Below are 19119 nucleotides of genomic sequence, written 5' to 3'. Positions count from 1 at the left end.
TACGGACGCCCGGTGGCACTCCATGCCCCGCGGCCGTCGTCGAACCGGTCGCTCGACCGGTCCACGGCTGTGCCGCGCACCCGCTGGTCCCGCTTCACCACCGCCCTCGCCGCCCTCGTCGGCACCGCAGTCGTCCTGACCGGCGGCGCCACGGCGGCACACGCCGAACCCTCGGTCGCCGAGATCGAGGCCCAGATCGACCGCGACTGGAACAAACTCGAACCGGTCATCGAACAGGTGAACGCCGTACGCGGGCAGCTCGCCGCGCGGCGCAAGCAGGCCGATGCGCTCGGCCGGCAGATCGCACCCCTCCAGGCCCGGGTGGACGCCGCGCTCGGCCAGGTCGGCGGCCTCGCCGCCGACGCCTACAAGGGCGACAACCTCTCCACAGTCAACGCGCTGCTCGGCAGCCGCTCGCCCGGTGACCTGGTGAACGGCCTGGAACTGCTCGACCGCTTCGCGCACCGCCAGCACGAACAGGTGCGCTCCGTCGCCGCGCTGCGCGACGAACTGGCGGCGAAGAAGAAGCCGCTGGACGAGATGATCGCCGGGCTGGCCCGTACCGAGGCCCAGCTCGCGGCGAAGAAGAAGCAGATCGACGCCGAGATCGCCAAGCTGGAGAAGCTGCGGCTCAAGGTGTACGGCAAGGGTGGCGGCGGCCCGCTGCGCCCGGCGCCGTGCCCGGCCGGCTACCCCGGCGGCCCGGCCGGTGCGGCGGTCAAGTTCGCCTGCGCCCAGATCGGCAAGATCTACGTCTGGGGCGCTGCCGGGCCGGACCACTTCGACTGCTCGGGCCTCACCATGGCGGCCTGGGCCAAGGGCGGCGTCTCGCTGCCGCACAACGCGCGCCAGCAGCACGGCGTGACGAAGCGGGTGAGCCGGGCCGAGTTGCGCGCCGGTGACCTCGTCTTCTACTACAGCGACCTGCACCACGTGGCGATGTACGTGGGCGACGGCTGGGTGGTGCACGCCTCCCAGTCCGGCAAGCCCATCACCATGAAGCGGGTCGACGACGGCGACATCAACAGCTACGGCCGCGTGTAAGGAAGGGCCCCCTCTTAACGCCTCAGGTAGAGGAGGGGGCCCCTATTAACAACTGCGGGCGCCGTCAGCGTGTCGGCCAGGTGCGCCAGCTCTGCCAGGACCGGCTCGGCGTCGGGCCGCGCTGCCCCTGGTAACGCGAGCCGTAGACGGCCGAGCCGTACGGGTGCTCGGCCGGCGAGGAGAGCCGGAAGATGCAGAGCTGGCCGATCTTCATGCCCGGCCAGAGCGTGATCGGCAGGTTCGCCACGTTCGACAGCTCCAGCGTGACGTGGCCGGAGAAGCCCGGGTCGATGAAGCCGGCGGTCGAGTGGGTCAGCAGACCCAGCCGCCCCAGGCTCGACTTGCCCTCCAGCCGGCCGGCGAGCTGGTCGCCCAGCGAGATCACCTCAAGCGTGGAGGCGAGTACGAACTCGCCCGGGTGCAGCACGAACGGCTGCCCCTCGGGCACCTCCACCATCGACGTCAGGTCGTCCTGCTGGACCGACGGGTCGATGTGCGTGTAGAGGTGGTTGTTGAAGACCCGGAACAGCCGGTCCAGGCGTACGTCGATGCTCGACGGCTGCACCAGCGTGGGCTCGAAGGGCTCCAGCGCGAGCGTGCCGGCCTTGATCTCGGAGACCAGGTCGCGGTCGGAGAGCAGCATCGGAACACCATAGCGACCGGTACGGGTGACCTGCGTGTCGCACTACATCTTCGTACACGTGTTCGATAGAGTGTCCACATGGCTTCCTGGTCCGAATTCGCCGCCGACGAGCCCCGCCTCGCCGACGAGATCCGCCTCCTGATGCAGCAGTACGGGCCGGGCTTCGGCTACCTCGCCACGGTCCGCGCCGACGGCGGCCCTCGGGTCCATCCCGTCTCCCCGGTGATCACCGACGACGGCCTCTGGTGCTTCGTCATCGACTCGCCGAAGCGCCGCGACCTCGAACGCGACGGCCGCTACGCGCTGCACTCGTTCCCGCCGGAGGAGAGCGACGACGAGGCGTACGTCGCGGGCCGCGCCCGGCCGGTGACCGACCCGGCCACCGTGACCCGGCTGGCCCGGATCGCCCGCGCGTCCCCGCAGGGCGACTGGCGGCTGTTCGAGTTCACGGTCGAGGCGGCGATGCTGACCCGGCGCGACCCGGTGGCCCAGCCCGGCGCCGCCCCGCCGCAGGTGAGGGTCTGGCTCGACCCGCGCGGAGCCGAGCCGGCCCGGCGGGAGCCGGTGGCCGCGGAGGCCCGGCGCGGCCGGCACGGCTTCGACACCCGCCGCTCGGCCGCCTGAGCCGGCCCGAGACGAAACGGTGCCGGTCCCGTCCGAGGACAGGGCCGGCACCGGTACGTGGTGCGAGGGTCAGGCCGCGCGGTAGGCGTTCCACGCGGTGAGCATGCGGCTCGCCTGGCCGGCGGTGAACTGGTACATGCAGGAGTCGTACGTGTAGTCCATGAAGTTGGTGATCGGGTCCTTGCCGGCGGTCGAGCAGGTGTCCCGGCCGGTCGGGCACTGGTACGCCGGCGACGCCTCGGCCGGGGTGTCGGAGACGCTGTCGCCCGAGCCGGAGCAGCCGCCCTGGAAGGTGTGGTAGAGGTTCAGCCAGTGGCCGACCTCGTGGGTGCCGGTGTCGCCCTGGTTGTAGTTGGTCGCGGTGCCGCCGGGCAGCGACTCGTTGAGCACGACCACGCCGTCCATCTTGTCCAGCGTCCGCTTCGGGAAGGTCGCCCAGCCCAGCAGGCTGTCGCTCAGCTCTCCGAGGTAGATGTTCAGCGTGTTCTTGCCGCCCTCACGCAGCGAGGTCTTCATCGAGCGCTCGGCGGAGGAGCCCTGCACGATCGGGTACCACGACGGGTTCGTCACCCGGTTGATCTTCGTGAGCTGGAACCCGAAGGCGGTGGCGGCGCCGCCGGTCGAGCCCGCGTACGCCTGGTTCAGCACGGTGATCTGCTGGTTGATCATCGAGTCGGTGATGTTGCCACCGGCCCGGGTGCTGTTCTCCTGGATGACGTGGACGACGACCGGGATCGTCACGGTGGCCAGCGGGGCGACGGCGCCGGTCCGGAAGTTGGCCCGCTCGCGCTGCGCCGCGGCGAGGTCGGCCTCGCGGTCACGGACCTGCTTGGCGGTCAGGTGGTTGGGGTCGAGCTTGGCGTTGCCACCCTTCGCGACGCGAGCGTTCGCGTGCTCGTCGGCGTGGGCGTCGGCCGGCTCGGCGCACACGCCGGCCGGGGCGGCCGAGAAGGCCGAAGCAGCGGGTACGACGCCGACGGCGGCGGTGCTGAGCAGCAGCGCGAGGGTCGACGTCGCGACACCGGCGGTACGCCGGGTCAGCAGGTTGGGACGGAGTCCCATGGGCCCACCTCTTTCTGACGGCGTGCCAGGGGGTGTGTCACGCCGGTTCGGAAACGTGGGGCAGACGTTACATCTCATCGAGAGATTTGAGAACGCCCATATGTTGCCGACGTGCAACTTCGCGCCTGCCGGCTCCGGAGGGTGCTTGATCCACTCCAGTTCGGGGAGATGGCGGGGTCGACCGGCCGCCGATGCCGCCACCTCGCCGAAGTGGCGCGCGCACCTCGCTGCACGGGGGTGGTGACCTTCGGGTAGAGTGGTACCGCCTGCGGGTGTAGTTCAATGGCAGAACATCAGCTTCCCAAGCTGACAGTGCGGGTTCGATTCCCGTCACCCGCTCCAGCGTGAAGGCCCTGATCAGGACGACAGTCCCGGTCAGGGCCTTCGATGTTCCACGACCATCGATCATGTAGCGCGCGTAGAGGTCCATCAAGGCACCGCAGTGCGGCCGGCTTGGCCTCGGCCCTCCGACGTCACCCACACCGCACCGGAGCTGACCGCTCAGCGTCGCCTACGCTGTCGCGGTGGACGCGGGCAGGGTGTGGCGGCTGTACCACCGGGGCGAGCTGGCCGGCGAGATCGATGAGCAGACTCACGACTTCCCGTGGACGTACGGCCGCTTCCGTCCGCTGCCTGCGTTCGAGCCGCTGCGCCCGCTCTTCGTCGCCCGGAACGCCGCCCTCGACGCGGACGACGACGAGGCCATGATCCGGATCGACGACGAGATTCGGGTCGCCCTCACGATGACCCACCCGGAAGGCCACCGGGTGGCCGAGTTTCTTCTCAGCGTCGAGGGCGACGAAGCCGGCTTCCGGTGGCATGACGAGCCGTTCGAGGACGGGTAGCCCGTGCCATTAGCGTGCCGTTAGGCCAGGCCAGGCCAGGCCAGGCCAGGCCAGGCCAGGCCAGCCAGGCGTCGTCGGACGCCAGGCGTGGAGCCGGCGCCTATGGTTCGGCGCATGAGTGAGGACGCGTTCGTCTTCCCGGCCGTGTCCAGGGCGGACGTGTGGCGACTCTGGGTTCCCTCGGTGAGACCCAGCCTGATCAGTGGGTCGCGCCGGGCTCGGTCTTCCTCTGGCTGGTGGAGGAACACCGTGACCTGTACCTCGACTGGGAGCCCGAGATGGTGGCGGAGTTGGAGCGCGCTGTCGGCGAGCGGCCGGCGTGGGCGGTCCAGGTGAACTACCGGTTGTCGCGGCGGCAGAGGCAGTGGCAGCGATCCGGACGCTGCTCGGACGCGGTGGTGTCGCGGTGGACGACTTCGTCGGTCACGTCTGGACGGTTCAGGAAGTCGAGAGCGATTCCGTCGTCCGTGGTGGCAGATTCGGCGAGCCGCCGGTTCGCACCTGACGTGCGGACGAGGTAGGGCTGCTGACCCCGCGAGGTCGGACAGGCCATGGCGTCGTGCTCGTCCGCCGCCTTGCGAGCCGGGCGCGAGGCCGTTGCTTGTCGGCCGTCGTCGGTACGATCGCGCGATCCCCACCTGTTGATCAATGGAGAAGACCGTGCAACTGCGTTTGAAGTACGCGCCCGTCCCGGAGAACGCAGCGCGGTTCGCTGGCGACATCGTGGTGTCAGCGGCCCAGGTCAGCGGTGTGCACCTGGACTACACGCCGGACAGCCTGGCATCCGTTGACGCCATCCTCGACGGCTTTCGGGCCGAGGGCCTCGCGGCTGAACAGGTGGCGGAGACTCTCTTCGGCTTCGGTTGCTATGTCGGCGAGGTGCTGACCCGGCATGCCGGTGGACGGTGGCGGGCAACGGCGGCAGACGAACTGGCCGTCGTCGGGTGGCCCATGGTGGTCGAGCTCGGCGGGCAGCGCTGGTGCAATCCGATCGCGAAGACCTTCAAGCGACTGGAGAACGGTCCGGAGGACAGCCTCCGGTACTTCTATGCCGTGTTCGCGCCGGGCGGAGCCCGCTAGGGAGGGCGCGTAGCGCTGATCAGCTCGCCGCCTGGGCCGCTCACGTGCCCCAGGACGCCGCCTAGCCAAGGCGGATCTCCGGAGCCGGTTGAGACGACACGTACCATCGTGATGTGCGACCCACCGATCCGGTGCGCTCCGGTTCGCCCGCTTGGGACATCGCGGTTCCGCGACGACCGGGCCGGTTGGCGGGGGTCACCATGGCGGGTTTCAGCGATCGGGCTGACGCCCCGGTAGAGGTCGAGGTCGTGCCGCACCCCGCCGTCATGGTGATCTTCGACCTCGGCGATCAGCCGCTCGTCGTCGACGACGGTGCTGGACGGCAACAGCGAGGCTGCGTCACCGCCGGACTCGCGTCACCCCCTGGCGCGCAAGGACGAGGGCAGGCCGGAAGCTTCGCGTGCCTTCAGGTGCGGCTGTCGCCTGTGATCGCGCACGCGGTCCTGGGTGCCGCATCGGAGTTGAGCGGGACCGTGACAGCCCTGGACGACCTCTGGGGGCGAGACGCCGCGCGAATCCAGGAGCGCCTGCGCGCCGCCCGATCCTGGGACGACCGGTTCGCGACAGCCCAGGTGGCGCTGGCCCGGCGTCACGACGCGGGCCGCGCGGTCGATGCGGAAGTCGCCTACTGCTGGAGGCGGATGGTGGCCGGCGGGGGACAGGTGCGGGTCGAGCGGTTGGCGGCCGAGGTCGGATGGAGCCGCAAACGGCTGTGGGCCCGATTCCGGTCCCAGATCGGACTCACCCCCAAGCGCGCCGCCCAGCTCATCCGGTTCGATCGTGCGGCCCATCGCCTCGCCGCGGGCCACAGCGCCGCAACGGCGGCGGCGGACAGCGGTTACGCCGACCAGTCGCACCTCCACCGAGACGTCATGACCTTCACCGGAGCGACGCCCGCGACCGTGGCGAACGCACCGTTCCTCGCCGTCGACGACGTCGCCTGGCCCGCCCGGCCCTGACGCCGGACCGTGGGGGAGTCCGTCCTGACATTCGTTCAATCCACCGGCACGCACCGGCTGTGACAGTGAGTCCACAGCGTCTGCATCCCGGAGGACACCATGAGAGGCAAGGCCCCACTGGGCACCCGGATCCTGAGGGACACCCTGGACTGGGAGGCTCTGACCGACGATCAGGTGATCGCCGCGCGCGAGAAGGCCAACCGTGTGGCATCGTCTCGTGCCGCACGGATCATCACCGGCTTCCCGGACCGCCGCGCACGCATCGAGGCAGCCTCCATCGATCTTCCAGGTCGACGCCTGGCCCTGCGGGTACACCGACCGAAGGACACCGGCCGGAAGCTGCCTCTGGTCGTCTCGTTCCACGGCGGAGGCTTCTTCGCGGGGACGGCTGCCCAGAACGACTGGCTCAACAGCCACCTCGCGGTCCGGTGCCCGGCGGTGGTCGTCTCGGTGGAATACCGCCTCGCCCCGAAGCACCCGCTACCCCAGCCGATCGACGACGGCTACGACACCGTCGTCCGGCTCGTCGAAGATGCCGCCCAGTGGGGCGTCGATCCCGCAGCCGTCGCGGTCATGGGCGAGAGCGCCGGTGGCACGATCGCCGGACTCATCGCCCTGCGTGCCCGCAAGGACGGCCCACCGCTACGTGCACAGGCGCTGATCTACCCGGGCACGGACTGGACGGAGAGCATGACCGAGTACCCCTCGATCACGGAGAACGCCGATAACCCCACGCTGTCGGTGTCCCGGCTGCGCGCGGCCCGCAAGGTGAGCCTGCCGCCCACGCTCGACCCGCGCAGCGTGTCACCCCTCATGTTCGACGACCTCAGCGGACTGCCGCCGACACTGGTGATCACCGCCGCACTGGATCCGCTGGCCGACCACGGAAGCCGCTACGTCGAACGACTTCGCGAGGACGGCACCGACGCCCGCCTGACCTGCTACCCGAGAGCCACCCACACCTTCCTGAGCACTCCCGGTCTGGTGCCGGCCGCCCGGCCGGCGCGCCGCGAGATGGTCGCCTTCCTGCGCAGGCGTCTTCATCCGGTGCCCCCAGACCGGTTGTGTCCGGTTTGACAGGATTCAAGGCGTGGCTGAGTGAGCGTCGAGATATGTGCGTCGTGGGCCGGAGGGTGGGCCGTATGCGTGTCCGTGCTGCAGTGCCTCACGCTCGACGAGCGTGGCATGCACGGGATCTGCCTGGTGTGTTTCTGGCAGGATGACGGGACAGACGACCTCAGCGCCGACGAGTTGAGTGGGCCGAACGGGCTGACCCTGACCGAGGCGCGGGAGAACTTCGAGCGATTCGGTGCCTGTGGCGAGCTGCGATCGGACTGGCCTGAGCAGTTCGAAGAAATGCGGAGCCGGCTCGCTGACGGGATGCCGGTAGATGCAGCCATTGCTCTGATGCGCGAGCGCGGCCTGGGCTGGTTGGAGTCGAAGAAACTTCTGTGGCACCTGGTGGTGCCGGATGTTCGCGCGGTGAGGCTGCTGATCGAGGACAGCGCTACTTGGGCCGATCGCCGTTCGAGAGCTGACCGGCGCGGGCGACAAGGGGCGTGACCGCAGTGAAGGCCCTGGCCGGGACGTGAGTCCCGCCAGGGCTTTCGACGTCACTCAGGCCACGGGCGCCCGGCGCGCCATCGCGAGAGCGGTTTGTCGTACCGCGCCGCGTCGGGCAGGCTGAACCGGCGGATGTCCTCGATCAGCTCGGCCGACGCGTCGTACTCGCGCAGGACGGTGGGCGCGTGTCGGATCACCCACAGTTGCAGCGCGGGGGCCCACGCGTCGATGTCGTGCCAACTCGACCACGGGAGCGAGTCGCCCCGCAGGTCGTACATCCACTCATCCATGGCCTGGACCAGGTGCCGCCGGGCCGGCTCGTCGGCCAGCGCCTCCGCCCAGTCGGCCAGCCAAGGGGTGAGCTTTGTGGTGGCCTCGGCGAGGAACGACAGGGCCGCGTGGGCGGGCACCTTCGCGTCGGGCTCGACCAGGACGTGCACCCACCAGACGTTCAGGAATCTCCGTAGGGCGGCCTGTTGCTCTCTCGGCCACTCGTGCCAGGGGGAGACGGCGAAGAAGTTCGCCAGACTGTCCAGCCCGTCCATCGCCACTATTCGGCCGTCCACGAGGTGCTGGGTCACCTGGGGCAGGATCCGGCGCAGCAGCAGACCGGGGTAGTGCCAGTCCATCGTCCAGTACGTGCGACGAAACAGGTCATCGTCGAGCGGCACGTCCGGCGTCTTCAGCAGTGCCAGTTCCTCCGCGCTGCCCCAGTGGCACTCGCAGTTGGACTCCTGCTCGTGGGCCGTCATGCCCTGGAACGCGACGGCCACACCCGCCAGTGCCTCGTCCAGGAGGACGCTTGTCTCAGTCCGATCGGGGATCATGGCGAAATCCGCCTTCGAGGACTCCGGAAGGCGTACGCCGGCCGAAGAGAATGATCTTACGTGGGAGGCGACACGGGCACAGGCAATTCCGGCGGCGATGAGTTGCCGGTCGTTGAGAGGTCTGACGGCTGACGGATCGGAAACCGGAGGAGCAGACCCATGGGCAAGTTGATCGTGACCGAGTTCCTGACCCTCGACGGGGTGGCGCAGGCTCCCGGCGAACCCGACGAGGACCGCGAGGGCGGCTTCAGCCACGGGGGCTGGCAGATGCCACTACTGGACGACCAGTCCGGCGCGGTGATGTTCCAGCAGGCGAGCAGCATGGACGCGCTGCTGTTGGGCCGCAGGACGTACGACATCTTCGCCGGCTACTGGCCCAAGGCGTCCGCGGACATCCCCTTCACCCGGCTGCTCAACGGCGTGCCCAAGTACGTGGCCAGCCGCACGCTCACTGAGCCGCTGGCCTGGGAGAACTCGACGCTCCTGACCGGCGATCTGGCCGAGCGCGTCACCGAGATGAAGGACCGCCACGGCGAGGTCCACGTGATCGGCAGTCTGGACCTGGTGCAGTCGCTGCTGCGCCTCGGCCTCGCCGACCGGCTCAACCTGTGGGTGTACCCGGTGCTCCTCGGCACCGGCAAGCGGCTGTTCGGCGAGGGGACGGTGCCGAGCGCGCTGCGGCTCACCGAGTCGGTCACCCACGCCCACGGCACGCTGCAACTGACGTACGAGCCGGCCGGTGCCCCCGCCTACGGAGACGCGGCCGCGTAGGGCGCACGGAGGTCGAGCACGTGCCGCAGGCCGGGCTCCCCGTCCAGCTCCACCGTGCAGTCGGACACCGAGCCGTCCGGCACGAAACCGGCCCGCCGGAGCACCGCCAGCGACGCCGGGTTCGCCAGGGCCGCCGAGGCGACCAGCCGACGCAACCCGTACTCGGTGCGGGCCAGTTCGCAGACGCGCCGTACGCCTTCACTCGCGAGCCCGCGCCCGGCGGCGCGTTCGGCCACCCGGTAGCCCAGCTCGGCGCTGCCGTCTGCGACGTCGACCAGGTTGAACCGCCCGAGCACGGTGCCGTGGTCGCCGACCAGCACGTGGAAGTGGCAGGTGCCGCGTTCCTGCTCGTCCAGCAGGGCGGCGTGCCGGGCGGCGTACCCGGTGAAGAACTCGTCGCCCCGGTCGGGGACGTACCGGGCGAAGTACGCGCGGTTCTCCCGCTCGAACCGCAGCACGGCGGGCGCGTGGTGGGCGGCGAGGCGTTCCAGCTCCGGCATCGGACCAGGTTAGGCGTCGGCCGGGTAGCAGCGCAGTTCGATTGTGTTGCCGTCCGGGTCGCTGACGTAGATCGAGGTGGCGGTGCCGCGCGCCCCGAAGCGCGGGACCGGGCCGGTCAGCACGGTGAACACCCCGGAGTCGACCACCCGCTGCCAGTCGACCGGCTCGACCACCAAGCAGAAGTGGTCCACGTTGGATCCGCCCGGCTCGCCCCGCACCAGGTCGATGATGGTGCCGGCGTCGACGCGTACGGACGGGAAGGGCACCTCACCGGCCCGCCACCTGTCGACCCGCACCGGGGCCAGGCCGAGCGTGCCGCAGTAGAAGTCGAGCGAGCGTTCGACGTCGCCCACCGCGAGCACGAGGTGGTCGAAACCGGTCACCGTCACGAGATTGTGCATGTCTTCCACCCTGGTCCGGCACGCCATCCGGACCAAGCCCGAACCGGACTACGATCGTTGACCCGCAGGCAACGACGGAGGTGCCCCGGTGCTGGAGCGGTACGAGATCGAGACGTTCCTGACCCTGGCCGAGGAACTGCACTTCGGGCGGACCGCCGAGCGGCTGCGGGTGAGCACCGGCCGGGTCAGCCACGTGGTGCGCAAGCTGGAACGCCGCATCGGCGCACCGCTGTTCGAGCGCACCAGCCGGGTCGTCCGGCTCACCCCGATCGGCGCTCGCCTGGCCGAGGAGATGCGTCCGCTGGTGACCGGCATCGAGGCGGCGGTCCAGCGGGCCGTCGACGCCGGGCGCGGGCTCACCGGCGAGCTGCGGGTGGCGTACGTCGGTGAGTCGACAGCGCCGGTACTGCTGCGCGCCGTCGCGCTGTTCACCGAGCGCCACCCGGACTGCGAGGTGCACGTGCACGAGGCGCCGCTGGCCAGCACCCGGTCGAGCCTGCTGGACGGCACGATCGACGTGCTGATCGCCTCGTACCCCTTCGACGGCATGGCGAACGGCCCGGTGCTGATGCGCGAACGCCGGGTGCTCGCGGTGGCCGCAGGCCATCCGCTGGCGGCCGAGGAGTCGGTGTCGCTGGAGGTGCTCGGCGATCATCCGGTGGTGCAGTACCCGGCGGTGACCTCGACCGCGTTCAAGCAGGACCGCACGCCGGACCGCACCCCGGCGGGCCGCCCGGTGCCGAAGGGCCCGGTGGGCGGCAGCTTCTCCGAGATGCTGGCGCTCGTCGCGCTGGGGCGCGGGGTGCTGCCGGTGGGCGAGCAGACCCGCCGGTTCTACGCCCGTCCGGACGTGGCGTACGTGCCGATCCGCGACGCGCCGCCGATCTGTCGCGGTCCGGTGTGGCCGGCCGGGAACACCACTTCCCGGGTACGCGAGTTCGTCCGCGCGGCTGCCGACGCCAACCCGCTCCCGCCGGACTGACCCCGTCGTACCCGGCTGGCAGCATCGGCGGGATGCGGGACGAGATCCGGGCACTGGTCGACGAGATGACACCGGGTGACGGGCAGGAGGCGCGGCATCGGGAGGCCGCGCTTGCCTGGCTGGCCGGCACGGAGGACATCTTCCGGCGGGCCAAGCCGCGTACGCCGTCGCCCCACCTGGTCGCGTACTTCCTGTTGCGCGACCCGGCCGACGGCGCGGTGCTGCTTGTCGACCACCGTCTCGCCGGGATGTGGCTGCCCAGCGGCGGTCACGTCGAGCCGGGCGAGCACCCGGCCGACACGGTGCGCCGCGAACTGCGGGAGGAACTGGGCGTGACGGCGGTCTTCGCGCCGCCGTTCGGGGAACGCCCGGCGTTCCTCACCGTCACCGAGACGGTCGGCCCGCCGGAGCAGCGGCACACCGACGTCAGCCTCTGGTACGTGCTGTCCGCCCACCGTGACCAGCGGTTCACGCCCGATCCGGTGGAGTTCGCCGGCATCCGCTGGTGGACACCCGCCGAGGTGGCCGAGGCGCCGCCCGGCACGATCGAGCCGCATCTGGGCCGGATGCTCGTCAAGCTGGTGGCGGCGACGCCTTGACCCGTCCCCTGCGGCAAGGCCCAGCGTGATCAGTGCCGGCCGCGGTGGCCGGCACGAGGAGCGCGAGGGAGGACACGGTGCGACTGCTGACCATCGGCGCGTTCGCCCGCGCGACCGGCCTGAGCGCCAAGGCGTTGCGCATCTACGACGACTGCGGGCTGCTGCCCCCGGCCGCGGTGGACCCGCACTCGGGTTACCGCTACTACGCGCCGGAGCAGGCGGAACGGGCACGGCTGATCGCCGGGCTGCGCCGGGCCGGGATGCCGCTGGCCGAGATCCGTACCGTCTGCGGCCTGCCGCCCGCTGCCGCCGCCGAGGCGCTCGACGCCTGGTGGCGGCGGGTCAGCGCGGACACCGCGGCGCGCGGCCGGGCCGTCGCGCTCCTCGTCGACAGGCTCAGCGAGAGGGGCACCACCATGTCCGAGACGACCTTCCGGTACGCGACGCGCTGCGAGACCGGCACTGTCCGCGACTCCAACGAGGACACCGCGTACGCGAGCGCGGCACTGCTCGCGGTCGCCGACGGCGTACGCGGTCCGGCCGGGTCGACGGCGAGTGCCGCGGCGGTGGACGCGCTGCGGCCGCTGGAGCAGGGGGACGCGCCGCAGGCCGATCTGCTCGCCGCGCTGGCCGAGGCGGTGACCCGGGCCGACCGGGCGGTACGCGCCCACGCCACCGGCACCGACCAGCCCGCCACCACGCTCACCGCGCTCGTGCGGCGCGGTACCCGGCTCGCGCTGGTGCACGTCGGGGACAGCCGGGCGTACCTGCTGCGCGGCGGCGAGCTGTCCCGGCTCACCCAGGACCACACGTACGTGCAGACGCTCGTCGACCAGGGGCGGCTCACCCCGGCCGAGGCGGGGACGCATCCGCAGCGGGCGCTGCTGGCCCGGGCGCTCGGCGCGGGCGCGGAGGTGGAGGCGGACCTGGCGCTGCGGACCGCGCTACCCGGCGACCGCTATCTGCTCTGCTCCGACGGTCTCTCCGCCGTGGTGGAGCCGGGCGCGCTGAACGCCGCCCTGGCGGAGGCGGACGACCCGGAGACCGCCGTCGAGCGCCTGGTCGAGCTGGCGTACGCGGCCGGCGCGCCGGACAACATCGCCTGCGTGGTCGCCGACCTGGCGGCGTGATCCCCACGACCCGGGCCGGCCTGTCCGGCCCGGGTCGTACCCTGGCGATCATGCGAATCGGCATCGTGATCCTGCCCGACCAGCGCTGGTCGGAAGCGCGTCGGCGGTGGGCACAGGTGGACGAGTGGGGCTTCGACCACGCCTGGACCTACGACCACCTGGGCTGGCGTGACCTGGTCGACGGGCCGTGGTTCGACTCGTGGACGACGCTCACCGCGGCGGCCGGCGTGACGTCCCGGGTGAAGCTGGGGACGCTCGTCGCCTCGCCGAACTTCCGGCACCCGGCGGCGTTCGCCCGGCAGGTGACGGCGCTCGACGACGTGTCGGACGGCCGGGTGCTGCTCGGCCTGGGCGCGGGCGGCATCGGCTTCGACTCCGCGGTGCTCGGCGGCGAGACGCTGCCGCCCCGGCAGCGCGTGGACCGGTTCGCCGAGTTCACCGAGCTGCTCGACCTGATCCTGCGGGAGGACGGCACGACCTGGCGCGGCGCGTGGTTCACCGCTGTGGACGCGCGCAACAACCCCGGGTGCGTCCAGCAGCCGCGGGTGCCGTTCGTGCTGGCCGCGAACGGTCCCCGCTCGATGCGGCTGGTCGCCCGGTTCGGGCAGGGCTGGGTCACGACCGGGCTCGGCGGCGACGACATCGAGACCTGGTGGGGCACGGTGGCGGAGCTGTCCGAGCGGATGGACCGCACGCTGGAGCAGGCCGGCCGCGACCCGGCGACGCTGGACCGCTACCTGTCGCTCGACTCGGCGCCGGTGTTCTCGCTGACCAGCGCCGACTTCCTCGCCGAGCAGGTGGCCCGGGCGGCCCGGCTGGGCTTCACCGACGTGGTGACGCACTGGCCCCGGGCCAGCAGCTGGTACGCCGGCGACGAGGCGGTGCTGGTGGAGGCGGCGGCGCTGCTGCCCGAGCTGCGCCGGGCGGGCTAGGCGCCGACGCTGCCGGGCTACGTGCCGACGCTGCCCTCGGTGGAGACCAGCCGGAACCGGAGGCAGACGATCCGGGTGTCGTCGGTGACCGGGGTGCCCTGCCGCGTCCAGTAGGCGCCGTGGCCCTCGCGCCACTCCTCGATCGACCGGTCGCCCTCGCCCTCGGCGCGGGCGAAGTCCCACGGCACGTCGGCGAAGCGCACCACCTCGACACCGGTGACCTCCACGACGCCGACGAGCGCGTCGTCGTCGTCGACCAGGGCCAGTCGCTCGCCGGCGTACTCCAGTTCCTCGTTCTCGTCGTCGTACTCCTGAACCAGGCCGGCGGTGGCGGTCTTCACGCCGGAGAGCACGAGGGTGTTGAGCCGGGTGCGCAGCTCGCCGGGCGTGCCGAGGGCGAGTGCGCGCAATCCACCGATGCGGGGCCACATGCTGCCGACGCTACGGCACCGTACCGCCGTCGCTCATCCGGTTTGCCGGCGTCTCACGGCAGCTGGTCGCCGGTGAGCAGGGTGCGCAGCCTCAGCCGCTCGGCGACCTCGGGCGGGCAGGTCGCGACGAGCGCGGCGGCGCCGATCAGGTCGGCCCCGGCGTCCCGGACGACTCGGCCCAGCGCGTCCAGTTGCGCGCCGGTGTCGACCCAGTCGTCGACCAGCAGCACCCGGTCGCCGGGGTGCAGCCGCCGGCCGTCCACGCCGACCCGCAGTTGCCGTCCCCGGTAGTCGGGGGGTGTCTGCGCCCAGCGCGTCGGTCCGACCCGGCGCCGCTCGCCACCGTCCTTGTACGCGGGCAGGAAACCGGCTCCGGCGGCGACCGCGACGAGCGGGCCGAGCAGCAGCCCGGTCACCTCGGGGGCGATCACGACGGTCGGGCGACTCTCGGGGAACAACCCGGCCAGGGCCGGACCGACCTGGGCCAGCACGTCGGGTTCGCGCCACCAGCCGGAGATGTCGCTGACCAGGTGGGTGCTGCCCGGGCCGGGGTCGATCCACCGGAACAGCTCGACCAGGCGACGACTCAGCACGGTTTCCATCCTGGCGGATCGGTGGGCCGTTCGGCCGATCGACGGTGGCGTGATCGGCTACACGTACCAGCGTAAATGCGGGCATAGCACCATGATCACGTTGACTTCGGAAGTGCTTCTCTCGTTACGGTCCGGGCCGGTTTGTTCAGTAGACGAAAGGACCGGGCCGGTGGCTGCTAGGCACCTTGGTACCCGCAAGTTCTCCTCGCCCGCCGCCATCGCCGCGACCGCGGCGGTCGGCGTGGCGCTCGCGGTCGGCGGTACCGTCGGCGCCGTGCGGCTCACCTCCGCCGAGCCGCCCGCCGCGCCGGTCGCGGTCGAGACGCTGCCCAGCACGCCCGCCCCCACGTCGGCCGCCCCCTCGCCGAGCGCGTCGGCCTCGCCGAGCGCGAGCCTCAGCCCGTCGCCGAAGGCCACAGCGAGCCCGAAGGCGAGCCGCACCCAGGCGGCCTCCCGGAGCAAGGCCCGGACCGCCTCCCCGTCGGCGACGGCGAAGAAGACGAGCAGCCCGAAGGTCGTGGACAGCGGCTCATGCGGCGCGTCCTTCTACGCCGAGGGCCAGATGACGGCGAACGGCGAGACGTTCAACCCGGACGCGCTCACCGCGGCGCACAAGACGCTGCCGTTCAACACGAAGGTCCGGGTGACCAACCCGGACAACGGCAAGTCCGTGGTGGTGCGCATCAACGACCGTGGCCCGTTCATCGAGGGCCGGTGCCTGGACCTGTCCCGCGCCGCGTTCGCGACCATCGCCGCCACGGGTCTCGGCCACGTGAACGTCCGGTACGAGGTGCTCGGCTGACCGGCCACTCGGGCAGAACTTCCACGACCGACGGGCCAGGTTCATTCTCCCGTTCACGTCCATCAGGCATGCTGTCCGATGTACGCACGCAACCCTTCCAGCCGGGCCGAGGCCCGCTGAGTCCCGGATCCCGCGCCGGCCTCGGCGCGGCCCTCGCGCTGCTCGCGATCGTGGTGGCGGTGGAGCTGGCCGACGGCCGCCCGGCGCACTACCTCGCGCTGATGGTCGTCGCGCCGTTCCTCGCGGCGGCGCTGGCGTCCTGGCGGGTGGTGCTCGTGGTCGGCGGCCTGGCCACCGCCATCGGGGTCGGCTTCGCCGTCGCCGAACGGGGCAGCCCGCTGGTGACGGTGGTCAACGTGACGGCCGTCGGGGCGGCCACCGCGATAGCGGCTGCCACGGCGGCGATCCGCCAGCGTCAGTCCGACCGGATCGCGGAGTTGTCCCGGCTCGCCTCGGTCGCCCAGCAGGCGGTGCTGCGACCGCTCGGCCCGCAGGTCGGCACGCTCGCGGTGGCCGCCCGGTACATCTCCTCCACCGCCACTGCGGAGATCGGCGGCGACCTGTACGAGGTGATGGACACCCCGTACGGCGTCCGCATGATCATCGGTGACGTACGGGGCAAGGGGCTGGACGCGGTCCGCCTGGCCAGCATCGTGCTCGGCTCCTACCGGCACGTCGCGTACGAGCGGGCCGACCTGCGCGCGGTGGTGACCGACCTGGACCGTGCGGTGGCCCGCAACGTCGGCGACGAGGACTTCGTCACCGCGGCCCTGGTCGAGGAGCGCGGCGGCACGCTCACCATCGTCAACTGCGGGCACCCGCCGCCGTTGCTGCTGCGCCGGGGCGCGGTGATCCCGCTGGAGCCGCCAGCGCCCGCGCCGCCGCTCGGCTTCATGCCGGTGGTCCGGCCCCGGGTGGAGCGACTGGAACCGGGTGACCGGCTGCTGTTGTTCACCGACGGGCTGGGCGAGGCGCGCCGGGACGGCGAGTTCTTCCCCACCGCCGACCGCGCCTGGCGGCTGCTCGGCCACGGCACCGTCGCCGACGGGCTGGCGTCGCTGGAGACCGCACTGGTCGAGTGGGTGCACGGCCGCCTCGACGACGACATCGCGCTGGTCCTGATGGAGTACGTCGGCCCGAGCAGTGCCACCGCGGCCCCGGTCCCGAGCTGGGAGGTCGGCGCCGCCGACGGCTGAACGGGAAGTGTGTAATCGCTGTCACTTCCGAGATCGGCTTGTCGTTGCCTACCGGTGAGTAATACAGTCTGCAGTTACTGATCGGTAACACCTGTCCGGGAAGCGGGGCCAGCGAGCATGACCCACTACAAGAGCAACGTGCGGGACCTCGAGTTCAACCTGTTCGAGGTCTTCGGGGCGGACCGGACGTTCGGCCAGGCGCCGTACACGGACCTGGACGTCGACACCGCCCGTAGCTTCCTCTCCGAGGTCGACCGCCTCGCCCGCGAGGACCTGGCCGCCAGCTACTCGGACAGTGACCGCAACCCGCCGGTCTTCGACCCGGCGACGCACACCGCGCCGCTGCCGGAGTCGTTCAAGAAGTCGTACAAGGCGTTCATGGACTCCGAGTTCTGGCGCCTGGACCTGCCGGAGGTTCTGGGCGGCACCAACGCCCCGCGCGCCCTCTGGTGGTCGCTCGCCGAGCTGGTGCTCGGCGCCAACGCCCCGATCTGGATGTACGCCTCCGGCCCGTCCTTCGCCCACGTGCTGCACGTCGAGGGCACCGAGGAGCAGAAGAAGTGGGCCCGGCTGTTCATCGACAAGCAGTGGGGCTCGACCATGGTCCTCACCGAGCCGGACGCCGGCTCCGACGTGGGCGCCGGCCGTACCCGCGCGATCCAGCAGCCGGACGGCTCCTGGCACATCGAGGGCGTGAAGCGCTTCATCACCTCCGGTGAGCACGACCTGAGCGACAACATCGTCCACTACGTGCTGGCCCGTCCGGTCGGCGTGGAGGGCGTCGGCGGCCCGGGCACCAAGGGCCTGTCGCTGTTCGTCGTGCCGAAGTACCACTTCGACGCCGAGACCGGCGAGCTGGGCGAGCGCAACGGCGTCTACGCCACCAACGTCGAGCACAAGATGGGCCTGAAGGTCTCGAACACCTGCGAGGTGACCTTCGGCGAGCACGGCGTACCGGCCAAGGGCTGGCTGCTGGGCGAGAAGCACGACGGCATCCGCCAGATGTTCATGATCATCGAGTACGCCCGGATGATGGTCGGCACCAAGGCGATCGCCACGCTCTCCACCGGCTACCTGAACGCGCTGGAGTACGCCAAGAACCGGGTGCAGGGCGCCGACCTCACCCAGATGACCGACAAGACCGCCCCGCGGGTGACCATCACCCACCACCCGGACGTGCGTCGTTCGCTGCTGCTGCAGAAGTCGTACGCCGAGGGCCTGCGCGCGCTCGTCTGCTACACCGCGAGCTGGCAGGACAAGGTCGCCATCGCCGAGGCGGCCGGCGACGAGAAGGCCACCAAGCTGGCGAAGCGGGTCAACGACCTGCTCCTGCCGCTGGTCAAGGGCGTCGGTTCGGAGCGGGCGTACGAGCTGCTCGGTCACGAGTCGCTCCAGACCTACGGCGGTTCCGGCTTCCTCCAGGACTACCCGCTGGAGCAGTACGTCCGCGACGCGAAGATCGACACCCTGTACGAGGGCACCACCGCGATCCAGAGCCTCGACCTGATCTTCCGGAAGATCGTCCGGGACAACGGCAAGGCCCTGATGGCCGTAGCCGCCGAGATCCAGGAGCACATCGCCTCCGAGGCCGGCAACGGCCAGCTCAAGGAGGAGCGTCAGGCGCTCGGCAAGGCGCTCGCCGAGATCCAGAACATCCTCGGCGTGATGACCGGCTGGCTGGGCGAGGCCCAGGGTGGCGACACCCGCGCGCTCTACAAGGTCGGCCTGAGCAGCCGCCGGTTCCTGCTGGCGATCGGCGACCTGGTGGTCGGCTGGCTGCTGCAGAAGCAGGCGGACGTGGCGCTGAAGGCGCTGGCCGGCGAGGTGTCCGCAGCCGACAAGTCCTTCTACACCGGCAAGGTCGCCGCAGCCCGGTTCTTCGCCCGCGAGGTGCTGCCCCGCATCGGCGCCGACCGCCGGATCATCGAGGGCACCGACCTGGAGATCATGGACCTCCCGGAGGAGGCCTTCTGAGCCCTTCCGAGGGCTTTCACCCCTGAAACGTCACTCTCCCCCTCATGACGACGGCCGGCGGGCACCAGCCCGCCGGCCGTCGTCGTGCGTGCGCCCGGGTGGATAGGCGGCCCGGTGGCGGGTAACCGTCGCGGACCACGACCGGAGTACGCCCAAGGCC

Annotated in this window: 22 protein-coding genes and 1 tRNA gene; 16 read left to right on the top strand and 7 right to left on the bottom strand. The window is 71.2% G+C overall.

Going from position 1 to position 19119, the window contains the following annotated elements; translation table 11 throughout:
- Positions 1–12 precede the first annotated feature (12 nt).
- Positions 13–1044 (top strand): NlpC/P60 family protein, encoded by a 1032-nt coding sequence (locus Q3W68_RS07985; RefSeq protein WP_302904810.1) that lies wholly within the window; start codon positions 13–15, stop codon positions 1042–1044.
- Positions 1045–1108: 64 nt separating this feature from the next.
- Here Q3W68_RS07985 and dcd read toward each other — a convergent pair whose 3' ends face one another.
- A complete protein-coding gene (gene dcd / locus Q3W68_RS07980) occupies positions 1109–1687 on the bottom strand; it encodes a dCTP deaminase (RefSeq protein WP_073826900.1) in 579 nt (192 codons plus the stop codon).
- Between the two features lie 78 nt (positions 1688–1765).
- Between dcd and Q3W68_RS07975 the strand changes: the two genes are divergently transcribed.
- Positions 1766–2311: a pyridoxamine 5'-phosphate oxidase family protein gene (locus tag Q3W68_RS07975; RefSeq protein ID WP_302904809.1), complete on the top strand. Its 546-nt coding sequence runs from the start codon at positions 1766–1768 to the stop codon at positions 2309–2311.
- 69 nt (positions 2312–2380) lie between these two features.
- Here Q3W68_RS07975 and Q3W68_RS07970 read toward each other — a convergent pair whose 3' ends face one another.
- Entirely contained in the window at positions 2381–3373 is a 993-nt protein-coding gene (locus Q3W68_RS07970; protein WP_302904808.1) for a zinc metalloprotease, read from the bottom strand.
- A 268-nt stretch (positions 3374–3641) separates the two neighbouring features.
- Between Q3W68_RS07970 and Q3W68_RS07965 the strand changes: the two genes are divergently transcribed.
- The 6 genes from Q3W68_RS07965 to Q3W68_RS07940 all read left to right on the top strand — a co-directional run bounded on the left by Q3W68_RS07965 (position 3642) and on the right by Q3W68_RS07940 (position 7820).
- Positions 3642–3715 (top strand) — tRNA-Gly (locus tag Q3W68_RS07965).
- A gap of 182 nt (positions 3716–3897) precedes the next feature.
- Positions 3898–4218, top strand: coding sequence for a hypothetical protein (locus Q3W68_RS07960; protein WP_302904807.1), 321 nt, complete (start codon positions 3898–3900; stop codon positions 4216–4218).
- Between the two features lie 648 nt (positions 4219–4866).
- Positions 4867–5298, top strand: a complete 432-nt coding sequence (locus Q3W68_RS07955) for a hypothetical protein (RefSeq protein ID WP_302904806.1) — start codon at positions 4867–4869, stop codon at positions 5296–5298.
- Positions 5299–5411: 113 nt separating this feature from the next.
- The gene (locus Q3W68_RS07950; RefSeq protein ID WP_302904805.1) at positions 5412–6257 is read left to right on the top strand and encodes a helix-turn-helix domain-containing protein; all 846 of its coding nucleotides are present in this window, start codon (positions 5412–5414) and stop codon (positions 6255–6257) included.
- A 99-nt stretch (positions 6258–6356) separates the two neighbouring features.
- Positions 6357–7334: an alpha/beta hydrolase gene (locus tag Q3W68_RS07945; protein ID WP_302904804.1), complete on the top strand. Its 978-nt coding sequence runs from the start codon at positions 6357–6359 to the stop codon at positions 7332–7334.
- Between the two features lie 69 nt (positions 7335–7403).
- Positions 7404–7820, top strand: coding sequence for a CPCC family cysteine-rich protein (locus Q3W68_RS07940; RefSeq protein ID WP_302904803.1), 417 nt, complete (start codon positions 7404–7406; stop codon positions 7818–7820).
- Between the two features lie 50 nt (positions 7821–7870).
- Here Q3W68_RS07940 and Q3W68_RS07935 read toward each other — a convergent pair whose 3' ends face one another.
- Positions 7871–8647 carry a hypothetical protein gene (locus tag Q3W68_RS07935; RefSeq protein WP_302904802.1) on the bottom strand — a complete coding sequence of 259 codons (777 nt, stop codon included), beginning with the start codon at positions 8645–8647 and terminating at the stop codon, positions 7871–7873.
- Between the two features lie 159 nt (positions 8648–8806).
- On the opposite strand from Q3W68_RS07935, the gene Q3W68_RS07930 reads away from it, so the two are divergent.
- Positions 8807–9418, top strand: coding sequence for a dihydrofolate reductase family protein (locus Q3W68_RS07930; protein WP_302904801.1), 612 nt, complete (start codon positions 8807–8809; stop codon positions 9416–9418).
- On the opposite strand, the gene Q3W68_RS07925 is transcribed toward Q3W68_RS07930, so the two are convergent.
- Both Q3W68_RS07925 and Q3W68_RS07920 read right to left on the bottom strand, forming a co-directional pair.
- The gene (locus Q3W68_RS07925) at positions 9397–9918 is read right to left on the bottom strand and encodes a GNAT family N-acetyltransferase (protein WP_302904800.1); all 522 of its coding nucleotides are present in this window, start codon (positions 9916–9918) and stop codon (positions 9397–9399) included. The two genes, Q3W68_RS07930 and Q3W68_RS07925, sit on opposite strands and share 22 nt — an antisense overlap.
- Before the next feature lie 9 nt (positions 9919–9927).
- Entirely contained in the window at positions 9928–10320 is a 393-nt protein-coding gene (locus tag Q3W68_RS07920; RefSeq protein WP_302904799.1) for a VOC family protein, read from the bottom strand.
- An 88-nt stretch (positions 10321–10408) separates the two neighbouring features.
- Between Q3W68_RS07920 and Q3W68_RS07915 the strand changes: the two genes are divergently transcribed.
- The 4 genes from Q3W68_RS07915 to Q3W68_RS07900 all read left to right on the top strand — a co-directional run bounded on the left by Q3W68_RS07915 (position 10409) and on the right by Q3W68_RS07900 (position 13963).
- The gene (locus Q3W68_RS07915) at positions 10409–11302 is read left to right on the top strand and encodes a LysR family transcriptional regulator (protein WP_302904798.1); all 894 of its coding nucleotides are present in this window, start codon (positions 10409–10411) and stop codon (positions 11300–11302) included.
- Between the two features lie 32 nt (positions 11303–11334).
- Entirely contained in the window at positions 11335–11901 is a 567-nt protein-coding gene (locus Q3W68_RS07910) for an NUDIX hydrolase (RefSeq protein ID WP_302904797.1), read from the top strand.
- Positions 11902–11978: 77 nt separating this feature from the next.
- Positions 11979–13031, top strand: a complete 1053-nt coding sequence (locus tag Q3W68_RS07905) for a MerR family transcriptional regulator (protein WP_302904795.1) — start codon at positions 11979–11981, stop codon at positions 13029–13031.
- 50 nt (positions 13032–13081) lie between these two features.
- A complete protein-coding gene (locus tag Q3W68_RS07900) occupies positions 13082–13963 on the top strand; it encodes an LLM class flavin-dependent oxidoreductase (protein WP_302904794.1) in 882 nt (293 codons plus the stop codon).
- A gap of 17 nt (positions 13964–13980) precedes the next feature.
- On the opposite strand, the gene Q3W68_RS07895 is transcribed toward Q3W68_RS07900, so the two are convergent.
- Together Q3W68_RS07895 and Q3W68_RS07890 are read right to left on the bottom strand one after the other, a co-directional pair.
- A complete protein-coding gene (locus Q3W68_RS07895) occupies positions 13981–14394 on the bottom strand; it encodes an ASCH domain-containing protein (protein WP_302904792.1) in 414 nt (137 codons plus the stop codon).
- A 53-nt stretch (positions 14395–14447) separates the two neighbouring features.
- Positions 14448–14996: a phosphoribosyltransferase family protein gene (locus Q3W68_RS07890; RefSeq protein WP_302904791.1), complete on the bottom strand. Its 549-nt coding sequence runs from the start codon at positions 14994–14996 to the stop codon at positions 14448–14450.
- 160 nt (positions 14997–15156) lie between these two features.
- Here Q3W68_RS07890 and Q3W68_RS07885 point away from each other — a divergent pair, with 160 nt between their 5' ends.
- From Q3W68_RS07885 to Q3W68_RS07875, 3 genes are all read left to right on the top strand, one after another.
- Positions 15157–15789 (top strand): septal ring lytic transglycosylase RlpA family protein, encoded by a 633-nt coding sequence (locus Q3W68_RS07885; RefSeq protein ID WP_302904790.1) that lies wholly within the window; start codon positions 15157–15159, stop codon positions 15787–15789.
- A 68-nt stretch (positions 15790–15857) separates the two neighbouring features.
- Positions 15858–16985, top strand: coding sequence for a PP2C family protein-serine/threonine phosphatase (locus Q3W68_RS07880; protein ID WP_302904789.1), 1128 nt, complete (start codon positions 15858–15860; stop codon positions 16983–16985).
- Between the two features lie 117 nt (positions 16986–17102).
- Complete coding sequence (locus Q3W68_RS07875; RefSeq protein WP_302904787.1) at positions 17103–18959, top strand: acyl-CoA dehydrogenase; 1857 nt, start codon at positions 17103–17105, stop codon at positions 18957–18959.
- Positions 18960–19119: the final 160 nt, after the last annotated feature.

The organism is Micromonospora sp. C28ISP2-4, assembly GCF_030519385.1.
Classification (GTDB): Bacteria; Actinomycetota; Actinomycetes; order Mycobacteriales; family Micromonosporaceae; genus Micromonospora; species Micromonospora tulbaghiae.
This window is presented reverse-complemented; position numbering and strand designations above follow the sequence as displayed.